We start from the raw sequence: 20,112 nt of genomic DNA, 5'->3' as shown, positions 1-20,112 counted from the left end.
GCTTCGCAACCGGGAACCCGCCATGCTCACCCTCGCCCAGGCCCAGACGATTCTCTCCGCGACCCTCGCCCATGCCGGTGAGAAAGAGCTGAAGCCGCTCGCCATCGCGATCCTCGATTCGCGCGGCGCGCAGAAGGCCTTCGCGGCCCAGGACGGCACCAGCCTGAAGCGCGGCGAGATCGCGCTCGGCAAGGCTTTTGGCGCGGTGGCGCTCGGCGTCGGCTCGCGCGCGATCCACAAGATGGCGCTGGAGCGCCCCTATTTCGTCGAGGCGGCGACCCATGCCGTCGGCGGCTCGCTCGTGCCGGTTCCCGGCGGCGTGCTGATCCGCGATGCGTCGGGCACCCTGCTCGGCGTCATCGGGATTTCGGGCGAAACCTCGGAGAATGACGAGGCCGCCGCGAGCGCCGGAATCGTCGCCGCAGGCCTTGTTTCCGACACCGGAGCCTGAGAGGGGAGACTATTCCCCTTTCCGGCCCAGGGCGGCAAACTCATGGCGGTTTTGATTGCATCGCCGCAGAGTTTGCTGCAACGCCAGCCGCTCTTCCTTCCCGAGGACAGCTTAGAATGAGTGTCGAGACCGCCAACGAGAACGTCGCCGCCGGCGAGACCATCGAGACCGACGTCGTCATCGTCGGCGCCGGCCCCTGCGGCCTGTTCGCCGTGTTCGAGCTCGGGTTGCTCGACATCCGCGCCCATGTCGTCGACATCCTGCCCAAGGTCGGCGGCCAATGCGCCGAGCTCTATCCGGAAAAGCCGATCTACGACATCCCCGGCTTCCCGCTGGTGACCGGCCAGGCCCTGGTCGACAACCTGATCGAGCAGATCAAGCCGTTCAGCCCGACCTTCCACCTCAACCAGATGATCGAGTCGCTCGAGCCGATCGGCACGCCCGAAGCGCCGCGCTTCCGCGTCAGGACCGATGCCGGCACGGTGTTCGAGACCAAGACGGTGATGGTCGCGGCCGGCGGCGGCTCGTTCCTGCCGAAGAAGCCGCCGATCCCCGGCATCGACTCCTACGAGAACACCAGCGTCTTCTATGCCGTGCGCAAGATGGAGGCCTTCCGCGGCCGCGAGATCCTGATCGTCGGCGGCGGCGATTCCGCGCTCGACTGGACGCTGAACCTGCAACCCATCGCCAAGCGCGTCACGCTGATGCACCGCCGCGACGATTTCCGCGCCGCGCCGCATTCGGTCGAGCAGATGCGGGCGCTGGTGGCGTCGGGCGAGATGGACCTCAAGATCGGCCAGGTCACCGGCCTGAAGGGCGACGGCACGACGCTGGAAGCGGTGGTCTGCCGCGACACCGCCAACGAGGCCTTCGAGATCGGCTGCAACACGCTGCTGCCCTTCTTCGGGCTGACGATGAAGCTCGGGCCGATTGCCGACTGGGGCCTGAACCTGCACGAGAACCTGATCCCGGCCGACACCGAGAAGTTCGAGACCAACGTCCCCGGCATCTTCGCCATCGGCGACATCAACACCTATCCGGGCAAGCTGAAGCTCATCCTCTCGGGCTTCCACGAGGGCGCGCTCGCGGCCCAGAAGGTGCACCGCTACGTCTATCCGGAGAAGCGGCTGACCTTCCAGTACACCACCTCGTCCACCAGCCTGCAGAAGAAGCTCGGCGTGGCGTGAGGCCGGCCTTCCCGTCTCCCCTGCGGGAGAAGGGTAGAGTGCTACCGCACCGCCGCCGAGGATACCGGCAGGCCAGACGAGCCCTGCCCATACGGGTCCGGCTCGTAGCGGAAGTCGCGGCTCTCGTGCCAGCTGCCATCCTCGCCCGTGCTCGGGAGCGGCGCTGCGCCTGGTCCCGAAGCGACCAGCGGCGGCGTGGGGGCCGGCGCATCCTCGCCCTGCGGCTCCTCGACACGCTCGCGCAGTTCGGCAATCGCGCCCTCGACGGGGTGGAAGCTGAAGCGCACCTTGTGGCTGCCGGCCGGCACCTGCACGGCGCGAAACAGCACGTTCGCCTTGAGGATCTCGGCCTCAGTGCCATCGAGCTCGGCCCGCCACCAGGGGTGCCAGACGTCGTTGAGCACGACGAAGCCGGGCTTGTCGGTGGTGACGGTGATCTCGACCTCGGTATTGGCGTAGCGGGTCAGCCTGACCTCGGCATTGGCTGTCATCGCCCCCTCGGGCACGGCGTCGGGCGGCACCGTATCGAGCAGCACGACCTGCTGCGGGTCGGTGTCGGGCCATTGCCCGGCCGACTTCATGCCCTCGAAATCGGCGAGCTGCCAGCCGGCGACGAACTGCGCGCGCGGCAGGGCCCGCGGGTTCTCGTAGATGTAGCCGTCGCCGGTGAAGGCGACGAGCTTGAGGTCGTCCTCGCGCAGCTTGTGGTCGACCTGGTCGATCGGCACGCGGGTGGCGATGTAGCGCAGGCCGAGCAGATCGGCGAGGCGGCAGCGATAAGACGGGAACAGCGCCGTGAACTTGCGCTCGCCCCACCGCGAGATGCCGTCGCCCGTCCCGACCGCGTCGGAGAAGTCGGCGAGCCGCAGCGGGTTGTAGCCCAGCGTATGGTCGAAGCCGTGGACCATGCTGGCATTGGGCCATTCGAAGCCCATGCCGAGCAATTCGACCCGGTCGCGCCGCGGCGAGCCGGCGGGCTGGGCGACCAGCGTCTTCAGGAGGCGGATGGTCTCGTTCTTCGTCTCCGGCCGCAGCACGTCGTAGAGTTCCGGCGAGAGCGCGGTCGACTCGTTCGGGCCGTTATTGACGCGCAGGTCGGCACTGACCACGCCGGTGACGAGCAGCACGCTCGCAACGGGGCCGAGCGCCTGGCGCCAGCGCGTCAGCGCGAGGACGAGCGCCCCCGCGGCGGCAAACCACAGGCCGGCGGACAGGCTCGGCCACCAGGCATCGGGGAGATGCCCGTACTGCAGGGCGGCGACAAGCCCGACGCCGATCAGCGCAGCGAGCGCTGCGCCGCCGAGCGCGAGGTCGCGCTTCAGCGAGCCGAGGTTCTCCTCGCTCAGGAGCCGGTGCAGCACATAGCCCGAAAGCACGGCGCCGAGCGCGCCGATCAGGAAGGTCGCATCGGCCGGGCGGCGGAACTGCTTCACGCCCGGCAGGTAGTCGTAGACGACGTGGAATAGAGGAGTGTAGCGCCCGAGCGCGAACAGCACCACGAACAGGAAGAGCAGCGAAAGCGGCCGGACCGCCTTGTCCCAGAGCCAGCCTCGCGTCAGACCGGGCGCGATCAGCAGCAGGACCGGCAGCGCGCCCATATAGACCTGCGCCATGTTCTGCGACAGGTAGAGCGAGCCCTCCGCATTGTACGGCCCCCAGAACTCGACATTGGGGTCGCGCGCGCCGAACAGGTCGGCGATGAAGGCCGAGAGCAGCGAGATGGGGTGGAGCGAGCCCCGCGCGGCCACGGTGAAGTCGATCTCGGGACGCGTCGTCGCCTCGGCGAAGAGCCAGGTCAGGAGCAGCGGCACCAGGATCGTGGCGAAGCCGGCGATGGCCGCGACGACGGATGGGACGAAGGTGGCGCGGACAGCCGGCCAACCGCCCGAAATCCAGTGCGCGACGACCATGCCGATGATGACGTAGCCGCCGAGCAGCGCCACCTGGTCGGGTTCCAGCACCATGAGGCCGGCAGCAAGGCCGGCAAGCGCGCCCGAGAGCAGCGAGCCGCGCTGAAGCATCCGCGCCGTCAGCCAGAAGGCGATGGCGAAGAAGGCGAGGCTGGCGATCTGGCCGACATGCTGCACGCGCCAGGCGGCCGAGGCGCCGAAGGCGAAGACCAGCGCCGCCAGCAACCCGCCGGCCGGGTGCCAGCCGCGGTCGCGGAAGTACATCAGCATGGCCAGGCCGCCCGCCAGCAGATGCGCCAGGATATAGGCGTCGACCTCGCGGAAGCTCGGCGAGGGGCTGATCAGCGCCAGCAGGATCGCGGGAGAGAAGATCAGCGATTGCGGGTCGGCCACCTGCGGCGAACCGCCGAAGACGTTGTGGTTCCAGAACGGCGATTGGCCGGAATGCAGGGCTTGGGCGAGGAACTGGATCTGCGCCTGGAAATGCGCCTTGGCGTCGAACGGAATCGTCACCGCCCCCGACAGCCAGGGCCAGCACAGGACGCTCCACGCGCAAACGAAACCCACGGCCGCCAGCAGGTAGCTGGCGCCCCTTACATCCAAGCGTCTCAAGCGGACCCCCCGGGTCCCCCGGCACGGACGGCCCCGGTTTGGGAACCTCATTCCAGCCCTGTCAGTGGGCCGGACAATGGGGAGCGCGAGATGAACCGAAACTGAATGAAATCACGGTTTCGTGTTCAGCTTGGAAAGAGGCTGAACACTTCGCAAAAGCCCGGATTTCAGCGGGTTTTCGCCAGCCATGCCGCAAGGACATGTCTTTCGGCCTCGGTCATGCCCGTCAGGTTGTTCGGCGGCATGGCGTGCGTCATCACCGCCTGCGTCCGAATGGCGCGCGCCTGGGCCGCGATCCGTTCAGGTTCGTGCAGGAAGACGCCCTTCGGCGCCATCTGGATTCCCGGCCAGGACGGCTCCGGCGCGTGGCACATGGCGCAGCGCCCAGAGACGATGTTGGCGACCTCGACCGGCGGCAGGCTCATGCCCGCCAGCAGCACCGGCTTGGCCGGCTCGCGCGGCGAAAGGCCGAGCCGCTCGCGACCGCCCGGCGAGGAGGCCATCGCCAGCCAGAAGGCGAACCACAGCGCCAGGATCGCCACCGCCCAGGTCCACCAGGGTGATTTGGCGTGGTCGGCATGGCGGACATTGTAGAAGTGCCGGATCAGCGCGCCGGCGACGATGATCAGCGCGACCAGGGCTGGGATCACCGCCGAATTGGCATAGGTGACGGGATAGTGGTTCGACAGCATCAGGAACAGCACCGGCAGGGTGATGTAGTTGTTATGCGTCGAGCGCTGCTTGGCCTGCTTGCCGTATTTCGGATCGGGCTTCTCGCCCGCCGTCAGCGCGGCGATGACCTTGCGCTGGCCCGGCATGATGTTGAAGAAGACGTTGGCGGTCATGATCGTCGCCATCAGCGCGCCGGTATGGATCAGCGCGCCGCGGCCCGAGAAGACCTGGGCAAACGCCCAGCTCGCCGCGACCACGTAGCCAAAGCCGAGCACGCCCAGCACGACATCGTTCCGGCCGAGCGGCGACTTGCACATGACATCGTAGAACAGCCAGCCGCCGGCCAGCGCGACGATGCCGATCGCCCCCGCGGCAAAGGGCGAGAGCGCCATCACCGCCGGGTCGATCAGGTAGAGCTCCGACTGCGCGTAATAGACCCAGACCAGCAGGAAGAAGCCGGAGATCCAGGTCCAGTAGCTCTGCCATTTATGCCAGGTCAGCTCTTCCGGCATGCGCGGTGGCGCGACCAGGTATTTCCGCATCTCGTAGAAGCCGCCGCCATGGACCTGCCAGGCAAGAAACTGAGACGGAGCTGCGCCCTCGCCCGGCGGGATGTCGGCCGCCGGCCGCAGCGAGGCGTCGAGATGGATGAAGAAGAAGGACGAGCCGATCCAGGCGATGGCGGTGATGACGTGAAGCCAGCGCAGCAGCTGGCTGCCCCATTCCATCAGGTAGGCGTCAAGCATCGCGGCCCCCCGGCGCGTTGCGGGAGCCGTGGAATTGACAGGGGCGAATCCGGGATGGGACTGTCATCACATGTGCAGACTAGGGCTGCCGAACGATCTCTGACAAGGAAGGCTCGCGGATGGGACGTCTCTCGACGCATGTGCTCGACACGGTCAATGGCAGGCCGGCACCCGGCGTCGGTCTAACGCTCGACCTGCTGGCAGCGGACGGCTCGCGTCGTCGCATCATCGAGACCACGACCAATGCCGACGGCCGCACCGACCAGCCGCTGCTGAGCGGCGAGGCATTGAAGCCCGGCACCTACGAGCTTTCCTTCGCGATCGGCGCCTATTTCCGCAACCTCGGCACCGCCCTGCCCGAGCCGGCCTTCCTCGACGTCGTGCCGCTGCGCTTCGGCATCGCCGATCCGAACGGCCATTATCATGTCCCGCTTCTTGCATCGCCCTGGAGTTATTCGACCTATCGTGGCAGCTAGGCTTTCATGACCTCCACAGATTACCCGCGCGACCTCGTCGGCTACGGCCGCACCCCGCCCAACCCGCATTGGCCGGGCAATGCCCGCATCGCCCTGCAATTCGTGATCAACTACGAGGAGGGCGGCGAGAACAACATCCTGCATGGCGACGCCGCCTCGGAAGCCTTCCTCTCCGAGATCGTCGGCGCGGCGCCCTGGCCGGGCCAGCGCCACATGAACATGGAATCGGTCTTCGAATACGGCTCGCGCGCCGGCTATTGGCGGCTCTGGCGCATGTTCAGCGAGCGCGGGTTGCCGGTCACGGTCTTCGCCGTGGCGAGCGCGCTGGCGCGCTATCCTGAGATCGTGCCCTCGATGCGCGAGGCCGGCTGGGAGATCGCCAGCCACGGCCTGAAATGGGTCGATTACCGCGACGTGCCGCGCGAGACCGAAGCGGCGCAGATCGCCGAGGCGATCCGTCTCCACACCGAACTCACCGGCGAACGCCCGCTCGGCTTCTACCAGGGCCGGACCTCGCTCAACACCACGCCGCTGATGATGGAGGAAGGCGGCTTCCTCTACACCGCCGACGCCTATGCCGACGACCTGCCCTATTGGCTCGCGGGCCCCAGGGGGCCGCAGCTCTGCGTGCCCTACACGCTCGACGCCAACGACATGCGCTTCTCCACCCCGCAGGGCTTCAATTCCGGCGACCAGTTCTTCGCCTATCTGAAGGATTCCTTCGACCTGCTCTATGCCGAGGGCGAGACGGCGCCAAAGATGCTCTCGATCGGCCTGCATTGCCGGCTGGTCGGCCGGCCCGGCCGGGCCGCGGCGCTGGCGCGCTTCCTCGACTATGTCCGCAGCCACGAGCGCGTCTGGGTCGCGACGCGGCTCGACATCGCCCGCCACTGGATCAGGCACCACCCGCCGGCCGGCGGCTACAGGCCGTCGGGCCTGCCGAAGGCGCTCTTCGTCGAGGTCTTCGGCCGGATCTGGGAGCACTCGCCCTGGGTGGCGGAGGCGGTCCATGATGCCGGCCTGACCGCGGCTCACGACACGCTCGACGGCCTGCATGCAGCGATGGTCGCGGTCGTGCGCGCCAGCCCGCACGACCGGCAGCGCACCTTGCTGCGGGCCCATCCCGACCTTGCCGGAAAGCTTGCCGTGGCGGAGGTACTCACGCCGGAGTCGACCGACGAGCAATCCTCGGCCGGCCTCGACCGCCTGACCAGCGACGAGCGCGCCCGCTTCAGCGCGCTGAACGAGGCCTACAAGGCCCGCTTCGGCATCCCCTTCATCCTGGCGGTGAAGGGCCTGAGCAAGGACGAGATCGTCGCCTCCTTCGAGCAGCGGCTGCAGAGCACCCCGGAGCAGGAATTCGAGACGGCGCTGCAGCAGGTCGAGAAGATCACGCGGTTGAGGCTGCGGGAGCTGCTGCCGACTGGGTGAATCCTTCTCCCCTCGGGGGAGAAGGTGGCAGCGCGAAGCGCTGACGGATGAGGGAAGTCCCTCAACAGAAACAAGAAAAGGGCCGCTATCGCGACCCTTCCCTCATCCGACCCGGCTTCGCCGGCCCACCTTCTCCCCCGAGGGGAGAAGGGAAAACGCGCTACAACCCGCTCACCAGATGCCCGCCATCCACCGCGATCACCGCCCCGCTCATATAGCGCGAGGCCTCCGAGCAGAGCAGCAGGAACGGCCCGTCGAGATCGTCCAGCTCCCCCGCCCGCCGCATCGGGATGCGCCGGAGCAGCGACTTGCCGTCATCGCTCGCGAAGAAATCGCGGTTGAGGTCGGTAACGATATAGCCCGGCGCCAGCGCGTTGACGCGCACCTTGTGGCGGGCCCATTCCAGCGCCAGCGCCTTGGTCATCTGGATCAGCCCCGCTTTGGAGACGGCATAGGGCGCCACGCTGGCCGCGACCCGCTCGCCCAGGATCGAGGCGATGTTGATGATGGCGCCGCCACTCTCCTGCCCGGCCATGATCCGCGCCGCGGCTTGAGCAGCGAAGAAGCAGCCCTTCAGGTTGACGTCGAGATGCGCGTCCCACTGCGCCTCGCTGACATCAAGCGCCCGCCCCGGCTCGGCGATGCCGGCATTGTTGACGAGCACGTCGAGCCCGCCGAGCAGCTCGCTCGCCTCCGCAAGTCCGGTCTCGATCGCAGCGACCGACCCCACGTCGAGCGCGAGCGGCATCACCGTCCCGGGCAGGCCTTCGCAGGCGGTGGCGAGCGCCGCGAGCCGATCGAGCCGTCGCGCCGCAGCGACCACATGCGCGCCATGGCCCGCGAGAACCCCGGCGAAATGCGCGCCGAGCCCAGAGGAAGCCCCCGTCACCAGAACGCGTTTGCCCTGCAGATCCGCGAACATGCCGTCCCTCGCTGCGCTTCAGCCACGAAGGGACAACGGCGCAATGCCGGGGTCAACCATGCCACTGCCTTTGCCACAGCGTGGAACCCGGCCGGCAAGCGCGACGTTGTATCCATGGCTCGGCAAGGAGTGATTCAGCATGTTTCGGCTTATCCTCATCATCGCGGTTCTCGCCATCGGCTATGACGCGGTGGTCCATCAGGGCGCCTACACGCGCAATACCTGGACGAATCTGGTCGCCCTGACCGACTCAGCCGTGAGCGGCGCCAAGCAGCTCGGCCAGAACGCCCGCGAAGAGAACCAGACCCGCAACAACTGACATCTTGGGCGTGCACGCGTAGCGGGCAGGGCGTGATCCGCCGCCGCCCAGGATTTCGGCTGGACAGCCGCTGGCGTAGGCTGGACACTCCCGCCACCGAAATGGATGGGATTCTGTCGCGTGAACGAGACCAGCTTGAAGGCTCAGGCCACGGGCACACCCATCTCCGCCGGGTTGGTGGAGCAACTCAAGGCCGAGATCGTCAGGAAACTGGCCTATTCGCTCGGCAAGAACCCAACCGTGGCGCAGGCGCATGACTGGCTCACCGCCGGCATCCTCGCGGCGCGCGACCACATGGTCGACGTCTGGCACCGCACCACCCGCGAGAGCTACGAGACCGGCCGCAAGCGCGTCTATTACCTCTCGCTCGAATTCCTGATCGGCCGCTCCTTCGCCGACGCGCTCAACAATCTCGGCCTGACCGGCCCGATGGCGCAGGCGATGCGTGAGCTCGGCGTCGACCTCAACGCCATCGAGACGCTGGAGCCCGACGCCGCGCTCGGCAATGGCGGCCTCGGCCGGCTCGCGGCCTGCTACATGGAGGCGATGGCCAGCACCGGCGTGCCCGCGCTCGGCTACGGCATCCGCTACGACCACGGCCTGTTCAAGCAGCGCATCGACGGCGGCAAGCAGGTCGAGGTGCCCGAAGACTGGCTCTCCTTCCGCAATCCCTGGGAGTTCGAACGCCGCGAGAGCGCCTACAAGATCGGCTTCGGCGGCACGGTCGTCAGCACCGACACGGCAGGCGAAGTCGTCTGGACCCCGGGCGAGACCGTCTTCGCCGTCGCCTACGACACGCCGATCATCGGCTGGCGCGGCCGCGACGCCACCACGCTCCGGCTCTGGCGCGCGCGCGCCATGCACCCGCTCTCGCTCGACGCCTTCAACCAGGGCGACCTGGTCGGCGCCGTCGCCGAGCGCAACCGCGCCGAGGCGATCTCCAAGGTGCTCTACCCGAACGACAGCACCCCGGCCGGGCAGGAGCTGCGTCTCAGGCAGGAGTTCTTCTTCACCTCCGCCTCGCTGCAGGACCTCGTGCGCCGGCACTACCGCCAGTTCGGCACCTTGACCACCTTGCCCGACAAGGTCGCGATCCAGCTCAACGACACCCATCCGGCGCTCGCCGTCGCCGAGCTGATGCGCCTGCTGATCGACCAGCACGGGCTGCAATGGGAAGAGGCCTGGCCGCTCACCCAGGCCGCCATCTCCTACACCAACCACACGCTGCTGCCCGAGGCGCTCGAGACCTGGCCGGTGGCGCTGATGGAGCGGCTGCTGCCGCGCCACATGCAGATCATCTTCGGCATCAACGCCCGCTTCCTCGATGGCGTCAGACGCGCGCCCGGCGGCGACACTGCCGACCTCTCCAAGCTCTCGATCATCGATGAATCGCATGGCCGGCGGGTGCGCATGGCCCATCTCGCCTTCGTCGGCTCGCATGCGGTCAACGGCGTCTCGGCCCTGCATTCCAACCTGATGCAGGAGACCGTGTTCGCGCCGCTGAACGCGATCTTCCCCGGCCGCATCACCAACGTCACCAACGGCATCACGCCGCGGCGCTGGCTGCTCGGCGCCAATCCCGGCCTGACCCAGCTCGTCTCGGAGGTCTGCGGCGAGGATATCAGCGACGACATCGAAAAGATCAGGGGCCTCGCCGCCCATGCCGGCGACGCATCCGTGCAGGAGCGCGCCGCCGCGATCCGCGGTGAGAACAAGCGCAAGCTCGCGCAGATCATCCGCCAGGAGACCGGCGTGGTGGTCGATCCAAGCGCGCTGTTCGACGTCCAGATCAAGCGCATCCACGAATACAAGCGCCAGCTGCTCAACATCCTCGAGACGATCGCGCTCTATGACGCGATGCGCTCCGAGCCCTATCGCGACTGGGCCCCGCGCCTGAAGATTTTCGCCGGCAAGGCCGCCTCGAACTACGGCACGGCGAAGTCGATCATCAACCTGATCAACGACGTCGCCGCCGTCGTGAACAACGACATCACCACGCGCGATCGGCTGAAGGTGGTGTTCCTGCCCAACTACAATGTCAGCCTGGCCGAGGTCATCATCCCGGCCGCCGACCTCTCCGAGCAGATATCGACCGCCGGCATGGAGGCCTCGGGCACCGGCAACATGAAGTTCGCCCTTAACGGCGCCATCACCATCGGCACGCTCGACGGCGCCAATATCGAGATCGGCGAGCGCGTCGGCGAGAAGAACATCGTCATCTTCGGCAAGACCGCCGAGCAGGTCGAGGAAGCCAGGCGCAATCCGCGCCCGACCCATGAGGTCATCGAGGCGACGCCGCATCTCGAAGGCGTGCTCGATGCGGTGGCCGGCGGCTCCTACTCGCCGCGCGAGCCCGGCCGCTATGCCGGTCTCGTCGACGGCCTGCGCACCAATGACTGGTTCATGGTGCTGAACGATTTCGAGAGCTACCGCCTCGCCCAGCGCCGCGTCGACGCGCTCTGGGCCGACCAGTCGACCTGGTGGAAGATGTCGCTGACCAACACCGCCCATTGCGGCTGGTTCAGCGCCGACCGTGCCATCCGCGAATATGCCGAGCGCATCTGGCACGTGCCGGCCGGCTACGCCGCGAAGGCCTGACGCCTTTGCCGAAGCAGGCGCTCGAATCCTGCGCCCTGCCCGCCCGCATGGGTGCGACGCCGGTCGAGGGCGGCGTCGAATTCGCGGTGTTCTCGCGCAATGGCGAGCGGGTGGACGTGTGCCTGTTCGACGAGGCCGGCGAACGCGAGATCGCGCGGCTGCCCTTGCCCCGCCGCAGCGGCGACATCCATCACGGCTTCCTGCCGGGAGCCGGGCCGGGCCTACGCTACGGCCTGCGCGCCAAAGGGCCGTTCCGGCCCGAGAGCGGCCATCGCTTCGATGCGGCGAAGCTGCTGGTCGATCCCTATGCCAGGCGCATCGACCGGCCGTTCCACTGGGACCCGATCCTGGCGGCTTACGGCACCGAGACCGTCCATCTCGTGCCGCGCAGTATCGTGACAGTGGCCGAGCCCGACCTGACGCGACGAGGCCGCGAAACCACCCCCGCCTTCATCTACGAGCTCTCGGTCAAATCCTTCACGATGCGCCATCCGGCCATTCCCGAGGGATTACGCGGCACGCTCGCGGCGTTGAGCGAGCAAAAGGTCATCGACCATCTCCAGCATCTCGGCATCAGCCATGTCGAGCTGATGCCGATCACCGCCTGGATGGACGAGCGCCATTTGCCGCCGCTGGGTCTGAGCAATGCCTGGGGCTACAACCCGCTGAACTTCTTCGCGCCCGAGCCACGGCTGGCGCCCGGCGGCGAGGCCGACCTGCGCGCGCTCTGCATCCGCTACGCGCAGGCCGGCATCGGCGTGATTCTCGACATCGTCCTGAACCACACCGCCGAGAGTGACGAATTCGGCGCCACGATCTGCCTCCGCGGCCTCGACAACGCCGTCTACTACCGCCACGCGACCGACGATCCCGGCCGGCTGATCAACGACACCGGCTGCGGCAACACGCTGGCGCTCGACCGCGCCCCGGTCGTGCAGATGGCGATGGATTCGCTCAGGCACTGGCGCGCCTGCGGCGTCGCCGGCTTCCGCTTCGATCTCGGCACCGTGCTCGGCCGCACCGAGACCGGCTTCTCCGCCGACGCGCCGCTCTTCGCAGCCATCTTGCAAGACCCGGACCTCGCCAACGCGCTGCTGATCGCAGAGCCCTGGGACATCGGCCCAGGCGGCTACCGGCTCGGCGAATTCCCCGCTCCCTTTGCCGAATGGAACGGCCGCTACCGCGACGATGTCAGGCGCTTCTGGCGCGGCGACCCGGGCGCGGCCGGTGCGCTGGCCACGCGCCTCGCCGGCTCCTCCGACCTCTACGCCGCCGGTCATCGCGGCCCTCAGGCCAGCATCAACTTCATCGCCGCTCATGACGGCTTCACGCTCTCCGACCTCGTCAGCTACGCGGGCAAGCACAATCGGGCCAATGGCGAGAACAACCGCGACGGCGACAATGACGGGCACTCGTGGAATTGCGGCATCGAGGGGCCGAGCGGCGCCCCCGCTATCGCTGCCCGGCGCGCCAACGACGTCCGCGCGCTGCTCGCCACACTCTTCCTCTCGCGCGGCACGCCGATGCTTCAAGCAGGAGATGAACTCGGCCGGACTCAATCTGGCAACAACAACGCCTATACCCAGGATAACAAAGAGTTTTGGCTCGACTGGGAGAGGGCGGATGGAGAGCTGATCGCTTATGTCGCGAAGCTCGCCGAGGTGCGGCGGCAGCACGGCATCCTGGGCGCCGACACCTTCTTGACAGGCCAGCCCAACCCCAACGGTGCGCGGCCCGATGTCACTTGGCTACGCGCTGACGGCCACGCCCTAAGCGATGGCGACTGGCACAGTCTCGACGCGCTCGGGATACTGCTGGCGGAAGAGAACGAGGCCATGCTGATCCTCATCAACCGGCACTCGGGAGCAGCGGAGTTCGTGCTGCCTGACGCAGCCGAAGGCAAAGGATGGCGGCGCGTCCTGAACTCATCCGAGCCGAAGGCCGATGAGGAATTGGTTGGGGGCCGGCTCACTGTGTTCAGCCGGTCGGTTAGCCTGCTGATCGAGTCGTCGGCTGCCTGACCCACGACACCGGACACAGACCCGAAACAAGCAGGCGCGGGAGCCCTCTCCTGGAAGGAGAAGGCTCCCGCGCTTTTGCCTGCCAGCCTTCCCCTCACATCAGCACGATCAGCGACCTCGGCGACAGCGTCAGCTCCGTCTCAGCCTTCAACCCCTTGCGCCCCTCGTCAGAATTCGGCCCGGTCTCGGTATCGAGCACCACCGACCACGAACCCTTCTTCACCCGCGCCGGCAGTTCGAACACCACCTCGCCGTCGAAGGCGTTGAACAGGATCAGCGCCTCGTCGCCGCCCTCCTCGACATTGGGCGCATGCATGAGCAGCCCGATGGCGCGCACGCCGGGATCGTCCCAATGCTCCTCCTGCTGGTCGCCGCCGGCCGGGTTGACCCAGCGCAGCACGGTGCCGTCGCGAAAGCTGTCGCGCCGGAAGATCGCGTGCTCGGCCCGCAGCTGCGCCACGCGGCGCACGAACGCGGTCAGCGCCTTGTCGCGCGGCCCGATCTTGCCCCAGTCGATCCAGCCGATCTCGTTGTCCTGGGCGTAGACGTTGTTGTTGCCACCCTGCGTATGGCCGAACTCGTCCCCGGCGAGCAGCATCGGCGCGCCATGCGAGAGCAGCAGCGTCGCGAGCAGGTTGCGCTTCTGGCGCTCGCGCGCGGCGATGATGCCCTTGTCCTCCGTCGGCCCCTCGGCGCCGAAATTGAACGACAGGTTGTGGCCGTGGCCGTCCTTGTTGTCCTCGCCATTCGCCTCGTTGTGCTTGTCGTTGTAGGAGACGAGATCGTTGAGCGTGAAGCCGTCATGGGCGGTGATGAAGTTGACGCTCGACCATGGCCGCCGCCCGAATTCGTCGTAGATGTCGCCAGAGCCGGTGATCCGCGCCGCGAGGTCGCGGATGATGCCCTCCTCGCCCTTCCAATAGGCGCGGACCGTGTCGCGGTACTTGTCGTTCCACTCCGACCAGCCCGGCGGGAAGCCGCCGACCTGATAGCCGCCCGGCCCGATATCCCAGGGCTCGCCGATCAGCTTGACCCGGCGCAGCACCGGGTCCTGGCCCATCGCGTCGAAGAAACCGCTGCGCGGATCGAACCCCTCCGGCTCGCGCCCGAGGATGGTGCCGAGGTCGAAGCGGAACCCGTCCACCTCCATGACCTCGACCCAGTAGCGCAGCGAATCCAGCACCATCTGCAGCACGCGCGGATGGCTGGTGTTCACCGTGTTCCCGGTGCCGGTATCGTTGACGTAGTAGCGCGGCTTGCCGGCGATGGTGCGGTAGTAGGAGAAGTTGTCGATGCCCTTGAAGCTCAGCGTCGGCCCGAGCTCGTTGCCCTCGGCGGTGTGGTTGTAGACGACGTCGAGGATGACCTCGAGCCCGGCTTCGTGGAAGCGCCTGGCCATGTCGCGGAAGGAGGCCAGCCCCGCCTGCCCCTCGTAGCGCTGCTCGGGCGCGAAGAAGCCGATGCTGTTATAGCCCCAATGGTTGCGCAGGCCCTTGGCGACGAGGTGATGGTCGTCGACGAAGGCATGCACCGGCAGCAGTTCGACCGAGGTGACGCCGAGGCTCTTGATGTAGTCGACCACGGCCTGCTCGCCGAGCCCGTCGAAGGTGCCGCGCTTCGCTTCGGGAATCGCCGGATGCAGCTTGGTGAAGCCGCGCACATGCGTCTCGTAGAAGATCGCCTTGTCCCAGGCGATCCGCGGCTTTTCCGGCGCCTTCAGGTCGGCCTTGAAGTCGCAGACCACGCATTTCGGCATGAAGGGCGCACTGTCGCTCTTGCTGAAGGAGAGGTCGCGCTCGCACTTGGCGGTAACATCGTAACCGTAATGCGCTTCGTTCCAGGCGATATCGCCGGCATACTCCCGCGCATAGGGATCGAGAAGCAGCTTGTTGGGATTGAAGCGATGGCCCTCTTCGGGCGCGTAGCGGCCATGGACGCGGTAGCCGTAGCGCTGCCCGGGCTTCACGCCCGGCAGATAACCGTGCCAGATTTCGTTGGTGTATTCGGGCAGCGCGATGCGCGCGACCTCCTTCGTCCCGCTTTCATCGAACAGGCAGAGCTCGACGCGCTCGGCTGCGGCCGAGAACAGCGCGAAATTCGTACCCTCGCCGTCGAACACGGCGCCGAGATCGGCCGACTGCCCGGCCTCGATCGTGAAATCCGCCATCCCCAGCCCCGTTCTGGAAAAGACGCTCAGGAAAGGCGCTCACCGCCGTTCAACTGTCGCCTTGCCGCGCTAGAGAACGTCCTGCCGGGACGGCGGTTCCGGAGGCTTGGCCTGGAACTTGCTTAAATATTTTGCACTGCAACATGGAACCTTAATCTTTATGACTTGTTCTGAGGTCAGCTAGAGCGGGAATGGCATGATGGCCGATGCGTTGACGCAGTCCGTAACTGATCCCGTCCCAGCGACCTCCGGCCACGCCCTGACCTATGCCGCCGCCGTCAAGGAAGGCGCGCCGGAACTCGGCACGGTTTTGCCGGCGGCGACCAAGCTGCTCTTCGTCACCTCGGAAATGGGCGACTTCATCAAGGCCGGCGGGCTCGGCGAAGTCTCCTCGGCCCTGCCAAGGCAATTGCGCCGGCTCTGCGACGTCCGCGTGCTCATCCCCGGCTTCCGCCAGGTCCGCGCCGCCAGGCCGAACATGGACATCGTGCGGACCATGCCGCGCACCGCAAGCCTGCCGCCCTGGTCGCTCGGCCGCTTCACCACGGCTGACGGGCTGACCATCTACGCCCTGCTCTGCGACGAGCTCTACGATCGCGAGGGCTCGCCCTACGGCCCCTATTCGGGTGGCGACTTCCCGGACAACGACATCCGCTTCGCCCGCCTCTCGCTTGCGGCGGCCGAGCTTGCCGCCGGCGAGGCCGATCCGAACTGGAAGCCCGACATCCTCCACGTCAACGATTGGCCGTCAGCGCTCGCGCCGGGCTACCTGCGCTGGAAGGGCCTGGCGACCCCCTCGATCCTGACGATCCACAACCTCGCCTATCAAGGCCTCTACCAACCCTCGCGGCTCAACGCGCTCGGCATTCCCGACCTCGCCTTCTCGGTCAACGGCACCGAGTTCCACGGCAAGATCTCCTTCCTCAAGACCGGCATCTACTACGGCTCGCACGTCACCACGGTCAGCGAGACCTATGCGCACGAGATCACCACGGCCGAGCATGGCTGCGGGCTTGAAGGCCTGCTCAAGACGCGCATGGGCGAGGGAAGGCTGACCGGCATCGTCAACGGCATCGACGACAGCTGGAATGCCCTGATCGCCGGCGAGCCCGGCGCGCGCCGCATCCGGCAGTGGAAGCAGCAGAACGCGGCCGATATCCGCAGAACATTCGATTTGCCGCCGACAAGCGGCCCGCTCTTCTCGATCATCTCCCGGCTCGTGCACCAGAAGGGCATCGACCTCTCCATCGAGGCGGCTGAGACGATCATCGGCAATGGCGGCCAGCTCGTCGTCACCGGGCGCGGCGAGCCGCGGCTGGAGGATGCGATCGAGCGCCTCGCCAAGCGCCATCCCCGCGCCGTGGCGGCGCGGATCGGCTTCGACGACGCGGAGGCGCGCCGCCTCTTCGCCGCCAGCGATTTCCTGCTGATGCCGTCGCGCTTCGAGCCCTGCGGGCTCAGCCAGATGTACGCCCAGCGCTCCGGCGCCTTGCCGATCGCCTATCGCACCGGTGGGCTGGTGGACACGATCGAGGATGGCCGCTCCGGCTTCCTGTTCTCGACGCTGACCAGTGCCGGCCTGACTTCGGCGGTCAGCCGCGCCATCGAGGCCTTCCGCTCCAAGCGCATGTTCCGCACGATGCGCGAGCACGCCATGGCCAAGCGCTTCGACTGGAGCCGCCCGAGCCACCGCTATGCCGACGTGTATGCGAGGGCGCTGGCGGCTTGATCCGGCACAGGGCTCTTGCGGCGGAGCTCCGCACCTTAGAAGTTGCGTTGAATCACAGCCCTCATCCTGAGGAGACGCGCTCCTGCGGAGCGCTCCTCAGGATGAGGGCTGCAGAAGGCTTGTCAGATCTTGGCTTTCGCCGCGGTCTTCTTGACCAGAGTCTTCTTCGCGGGAGCCGTCTTCGTCGGAGCGGCCTTGGTCGCCGCGGCCTTCGCAGGCGGCTTGGCGGCGGCCTCCTTCGAGACCTCGGTCGCATCGCCCTTGGCCGGCGTGGTCGCCTTGGCCTTGCCGGCCGCAATCTTGGCCTTCGGCTTGCCGGTGGCCAGGCTGGCGGTGACGCGGGCCTCGGCCTGCCGCCAATGCTCCTCGGCCCGGCCGTGGGGCTTGCCCTCGGCCTCCCAGATCGCATAGGCCGTATCTTTGACGATCTGTTCCCGGCTCATGGGCTGTCTCCGTATGGCGGGTCGAAATTCCGGTGGGACAACGGCAGCGGCGGTGCTTGGTTCCATTCGTGGGGCGCTCATAGAAACAGCACTCCGACGGAGGAACGCGCGATGCTTCTATTGCGTTGCATCATAAGTGATTCCGCGCCTCCCGCGGAATCGTTTTCTCGTCCGGGCGGCGCTTTATGACGCATCAGGTCCAGCTCAGTTTCCCCAGCCTCGCGGCGTATGACCTGCAGCTGCTCGAAGAGGGCCGGCATCCCGACCCTTTCGCGGTGCTCGGCCGGCACGTCGTCGACGGCACGGCGCTGGTGCGCGCCTTCCTGCCCGGCGCCCCTTACGTCGAACTCGTCACCGGCGAGGGCGAGGCGCGCCACAGCACGGCCATGACCGGCAACGGCAACGGCCTGTTCGAGGCGCCCTGCCCGCCCGATGAACCCTATCGCCTGCGCATCGCCTGGCATATCGGCCTCAGCGAGCACGCCGACCCCTACAGCTTCGGCGTGCTGCTCTCGGAGGACGACATCTACCTCTTCGCCGAGGGCAGGCATTTCGACCTCTCGACCCGGTTGGGAGCCAACCTGCGCGATTTCGGCGGCGTCGGCGGCGTGCTCTTCGCCGTCTGGGCGCCCAATGCCGGCAGCGTCTCGGTGGTCGGCGATTTCAACGGCTGGGACAATCGCCGCCACCCGATGCGGCGCAGGCTCGGGCCGGGCGTCTGGGAGCTGTTCATCCCCGGGCTCGAGGCCGGCGCCACCTATAAGTACGCGATCACGACGCCATCCGGCGAGCGCCTGCCCTGGAAGGCCGACCCGCTGGCGCGCCGCACCGAGGAGCCGCCGCGCACCGCCTCGGTCGTCGCCGCCACGCCCAATTTCGCCTGGAGCGACGCCGACTGGCTCGCTGCCCGCGCCAAGCGCCACCCGCTCTCGGAGCCGCTCTCGATCTACGAGGTCCATGTCGGCTCCTGGCTGCGCACCGAATGGGGCCAGATGGGCTCCTGGGACGAGGCCTCCGACCGACTCGTCTCCTATGTCCAGCACATGGGCTTCAGCCATATCGAGCTGATGCCGATCACCGAGCATCCGTTCGGCGGCTCCTGGGGCTACCAGCCGCTCGGCATGTTCGCGCCGACGGCGCGGCTTGGCCCGCCCGAGGCCTTCGCGCGATTCGTCGATCGCTGCCATGCGGCGGGCATCGGCGTCATCCTCGACTGGGTTCCCGCGCATTTCCCCTCCGACGAGCACGGGCTCGCCCGCTTCGACGGCAGCGCGCTCTACGAGCACGAGGACCCGCGCGAAGGTTTTCACCGCGACTGGAACACGCTGATCTACAATGTCGGCCGGCGCGAGGTCCGCGGCTTCCTGATCGCCTCGGCGCTCTGGTGGGTCGAGACCTTCCATCTCGACGGCCTGCGCGTCGATGCCGTCGCCTCGATGCTCTACCGCGACTATAGCCGCCTGCCCGGCGAATGGGTGCCGAACCAATATGGCGGGCGCGAGAACCTCGAGGCCGTCTCGTTCTTCCAGGAGCTCAACACGCTGATCGGCGGGCGCGGCAAGGGCGCCATCACCATCGCCGAGGAATCGACGGCATGGCCCGGCGTCACCACGCCGGTCCACAATGGCGGGCTCGGCTTCCACTTCAAATGGAACATGGGCTGGATGCACGACACGCTGCGCTTCTTCGCGCGCGACCCGCTCTATCGCGGCCACCATGGCGACGATGTCACCTTCGGCCTGATCTACGCCTTCTCCGAGAATTTCATGCTGCCGATCTCGCATGACGAGGTCGTGCACGGAAAGGGCTCGCTGATCGCGCGCATGCCCGGCGACGATTGGCAGCGCTTCGCCAACCTGCGCCTTTGCCTGGCGCTGATGTGGGCCCATCCCGGCAAGAAGCTGCTCTTCATGGGCTGCGAATTCGGCCAGGAGGATGAGTGGAACGTCGATGCGCCCTTCCCCTGGCCGCATGCCGACGACGCGCGCCGCCAGGGCGTCTCGCGCCTCGTCCGCGACCTCAACGCGCTCTACCGGGCGACGCCCCAGCTCTACAAGCTCGACCGCTCGCCGCAGGGCTTCGCCTGGGTCGTCGCCGATGACGGCGCCAACTCCGTCTTCGCCTTCCGCCGCTCGGGCGGCAAGGCGGGCGACGATTTGCTGATCGTCGCCAATATGACGCCGGTGCCGCGCTACCATTATCGCATCGGCGTGCCGCATCCCGGCTTCTGGCGCGAGCGCCTGAACAGTGATGCCGGCGGCTATGGCGGCTCGGGTACCGGCAATCTCGGCGGTCGTCCGAGCGAGCCGATCGCTGCCCATGGCCAGGCGCAGAGCCTATCGCTGACCTTGCCGCCGCTCGGGCTGCTGGTGCTCGAACGTGACGCGGCGAGCGGCTAAGACCAACAGAGAACGAGTCGGCGGAGCAG

The 20,112-nt window shown here is 67.4% G+C and carries 14 protein-coding genes; 9 read left to right on the top strand and 5 right to left on the bottom strand.

Annotated elements, in window-relative coordinates; all coding sequences use genetic code 11:
• Nucleotides 1-22: 22 nt before the first annotated feature.
• Both DWF00_RS09330 and DWF00_RS09325 read left to right on the top strand, forming a co-directional pair.
• The gene (locus tag DWF00_RS09330) at nucleotides 23-451 is read left to right on the top strand and encodes a GlcG/HbpS family heme-binding protein (RefSeq protein ID WP_114827323.1); all 429 of its coding nucleotides are present in this window, start codon (nucleotides 23-25) and stop codon (nucleotides 449-451) included.
• Nucleotides 452-567: 116 nt separating this feature from the next.
• Entirely contained in the window at nucleotides 568-1,638 is a 1,071-nt protein-coding gene (locus DWF00_RS09325) for an NAD(P)/FAD-dependent oxidoreductase (protein ID WP_114827322.1), read from the top strand.
• Nucleotides 1,639-1,679: 41 nt separating this feature from the next.
• Here DWF00_RS09325 and DWF00_RS09320 read toward each other — a convergent pair whose 3' ends face one another.
• Together DWF00_RS09320 and DWF00_RS09315 are read right to left on the bottom strand one after the other, a co-directional pair.
• A complete protein-coding gene (locus tag DWF00_RS09320; RefSeq protein ID WP_147283620.1) occupies nucleotides 1,680-4,160 on the bottom strand; it encodes a YfhO family protein in 2,481 nt (826 codons plus the stop codon).
• 167 nt (nucleotides 4,161-4,327) lie between these two features.
• Nucleotides 4,328-5,578 (bottom strand): urate hydroxylase PuuD, encoded by a 1,251-nt coding sequence (locus DWF00_RS09315; RefSeq protein WP_114827320.1) that lies wholly within the window; start codon nucleotides 5,576-5,578, stop codon nucleotides 4,328-4,330.
• Between the two features lie 119 nt (nucleotides 5,579-5,697).
• Between DWF00_RS09315 and uraH the strand changes: the two genes are divergently transcribed.
• Nucleotides 5,698-6,054 (top strand): hydroxyisourate hydrolase, encoded by a 357-nt coding sequence (gene uraH / locus DWF00_RS09310; RefSeq protein WP_114827319.1) that lies wholly within the window; start codon nucleotides 5,698-5,700, stop codon nucleotides 6,052-6,054.
• A gap of 6 nt (nucleotides 6,055-6,060) precedes the next feature.
• Nucleotides 6,061-7,485 (top strand): allantoinase PuuE, encoded by a 1,425-nt coding sequence (gene puuE / locus DWF00_RS09305; protein WP_114827318.1) that lies wholly within the window; start codon nucleotides 6,061-6,063, stop codon nucleotides 7,483-7,485.
• A gap of 160 nt (nucleotides 7,486-7,645) precedes the next feature.
• Here the strand turns inward: puuE and DWF00_RS09300 are convergent, their stop codons facing one another.
• Entirely contained in the window at nucleotides 7,646-8,407 is a 762-nt protein-coding gene (locus DWF00_RS09300) for an SDR family NAD(P)-dependent oxidoreductase (protein ID WP_114827317.1), read from the bottom strand.
• 139 nt (nucleotides 8,408-8,546) lie between these two features.
• On the opposite strand from DWF00_RS09300, the gene DWF00_RS09295 reads away from it, so the two are divergent.
• From DWF00_RS09295 to glgX (DWF00_RS09285), 3 genes are all read left to right on the top strand, one after another.
• Nucleotides 8,547-8,726, top strand: coding sequence for a hypothetical protein (locus tag DWF00_RS09295; RefSeq protein WP_114827316.1), 180 nt, complete (start codon nucleotides 8,547-8,549; stop codon nucleotides 8,724-8,726).
• A 105-nt stretch (nucleotides 8,727-8,831) separates the two neighbouring features.
• The gene (locus tag DWF00_RS09290) at nucleotides 8,832-11,324 is read left to right on the top strand and encodes a glycogen/starch/alpha-glucan phosphorylase (protein ID WP_114827315.1); all 2,493 of its coding nucleotides are present in this window, start codon (nucleotides 8,832-8,834) and stop codon (nucleotides 11,322-11,324) included.
• 5 nt (nucleotides 11,325-11,329) lie between these two features.
• Entirely contained in the window at nucleotides 11,330-13,345 is a 2,016-nt protein-coding gene (glgX, locus tag DWF00_RS09285; protein WP_245973811.1) for a glycogen debranching protein GlgX, read from the top strand.
• A gap of 94 nt (nucleotides 13,346-13,439) precedes the next feature.
• Here glgX (DWF00_RS09285) and glgX (DWF00_RS09280) read toward each other — a convergent pair whose 3' ends face one another.
• Nucleotides 13,440-15,512, bottom strand: a complete 2,073-nt coding sequence (gene glgX / locus DWF00_RS09280) for a glycogen debranching protein GlgX (protein ID WP_114827314.1) — start codon at nucleotides 15,510-15,512, stop codon at nucleotides 13,440-13,442.
• A 199-nt stretch (nucleotides 15,513-15,711) separates the two neighbouring features.
• On the opposite strand from glgX (DWF00_RS09280), the gene glgA reads away from it, so the two are divergent.
• Nucleotides 15,712-17,241, top strand: a complete 1,530-nt coding sequence (gene glgA / locus DWF00_RS09275; protein ID WP_181832467.1) for a glycogen synthase GlgA — start codon at nucleotides 15,712-15,714, stop codon at nucleotides 17,239-17,241.
• A gap of 122 nt (nucleotides 17,242-17,363) precedes the next feature.
• On the opposite strand, the gene DWF00_RS09270 is transcribed toward glgA, so the two are convergent.
• Nucleotides 17,364-17,684, bottom strand: coding sequence for a DUF2934 domain-containing protein (locus DWF00_RS09270; protein WP_181832466.1), 321 nt, complete (start codon nucleotides 17,682-17,684; stop codon nucleotides 17,364-17,366).
• A gap of 185 nt (nucleotides 17,685-17,869) precedes the next feature.
• On the opposite strand from DWF00_RS09270, the gene glgB reads away from it, so the two are divergent.
• On the top strand, nucleotides 17,870-20,083 hold the full coding sequence (glgB, locus tag DWF00_RS09265) for a 1,4-alpha-glucan branching protein GlgB (RefSeq protein ID WP_114827311.1): 2,214 nt from the start codon (nucleotides 17,870-17,872) through the stop codon (nucleotides 20,081-20,083).
• Nucleotides 20,084-20,112 lie beyond the last annotated feature (29 nt).

The sequence above is a fragment of the Allobosea caraganae genome, assembly GCF_003351345.1.
GTDB classification, from domain to species: Bacteria; Pseudomonadota; Alphaproteobacteria; order Rhizobiales; family Beijerinckiaceae; genus Allobosea; species Allobosea caraganae.
Note: the sequence above shows the minus strand (reverse complement) of the source record. Positions and strands in the feature narration are given on the sequence as shown.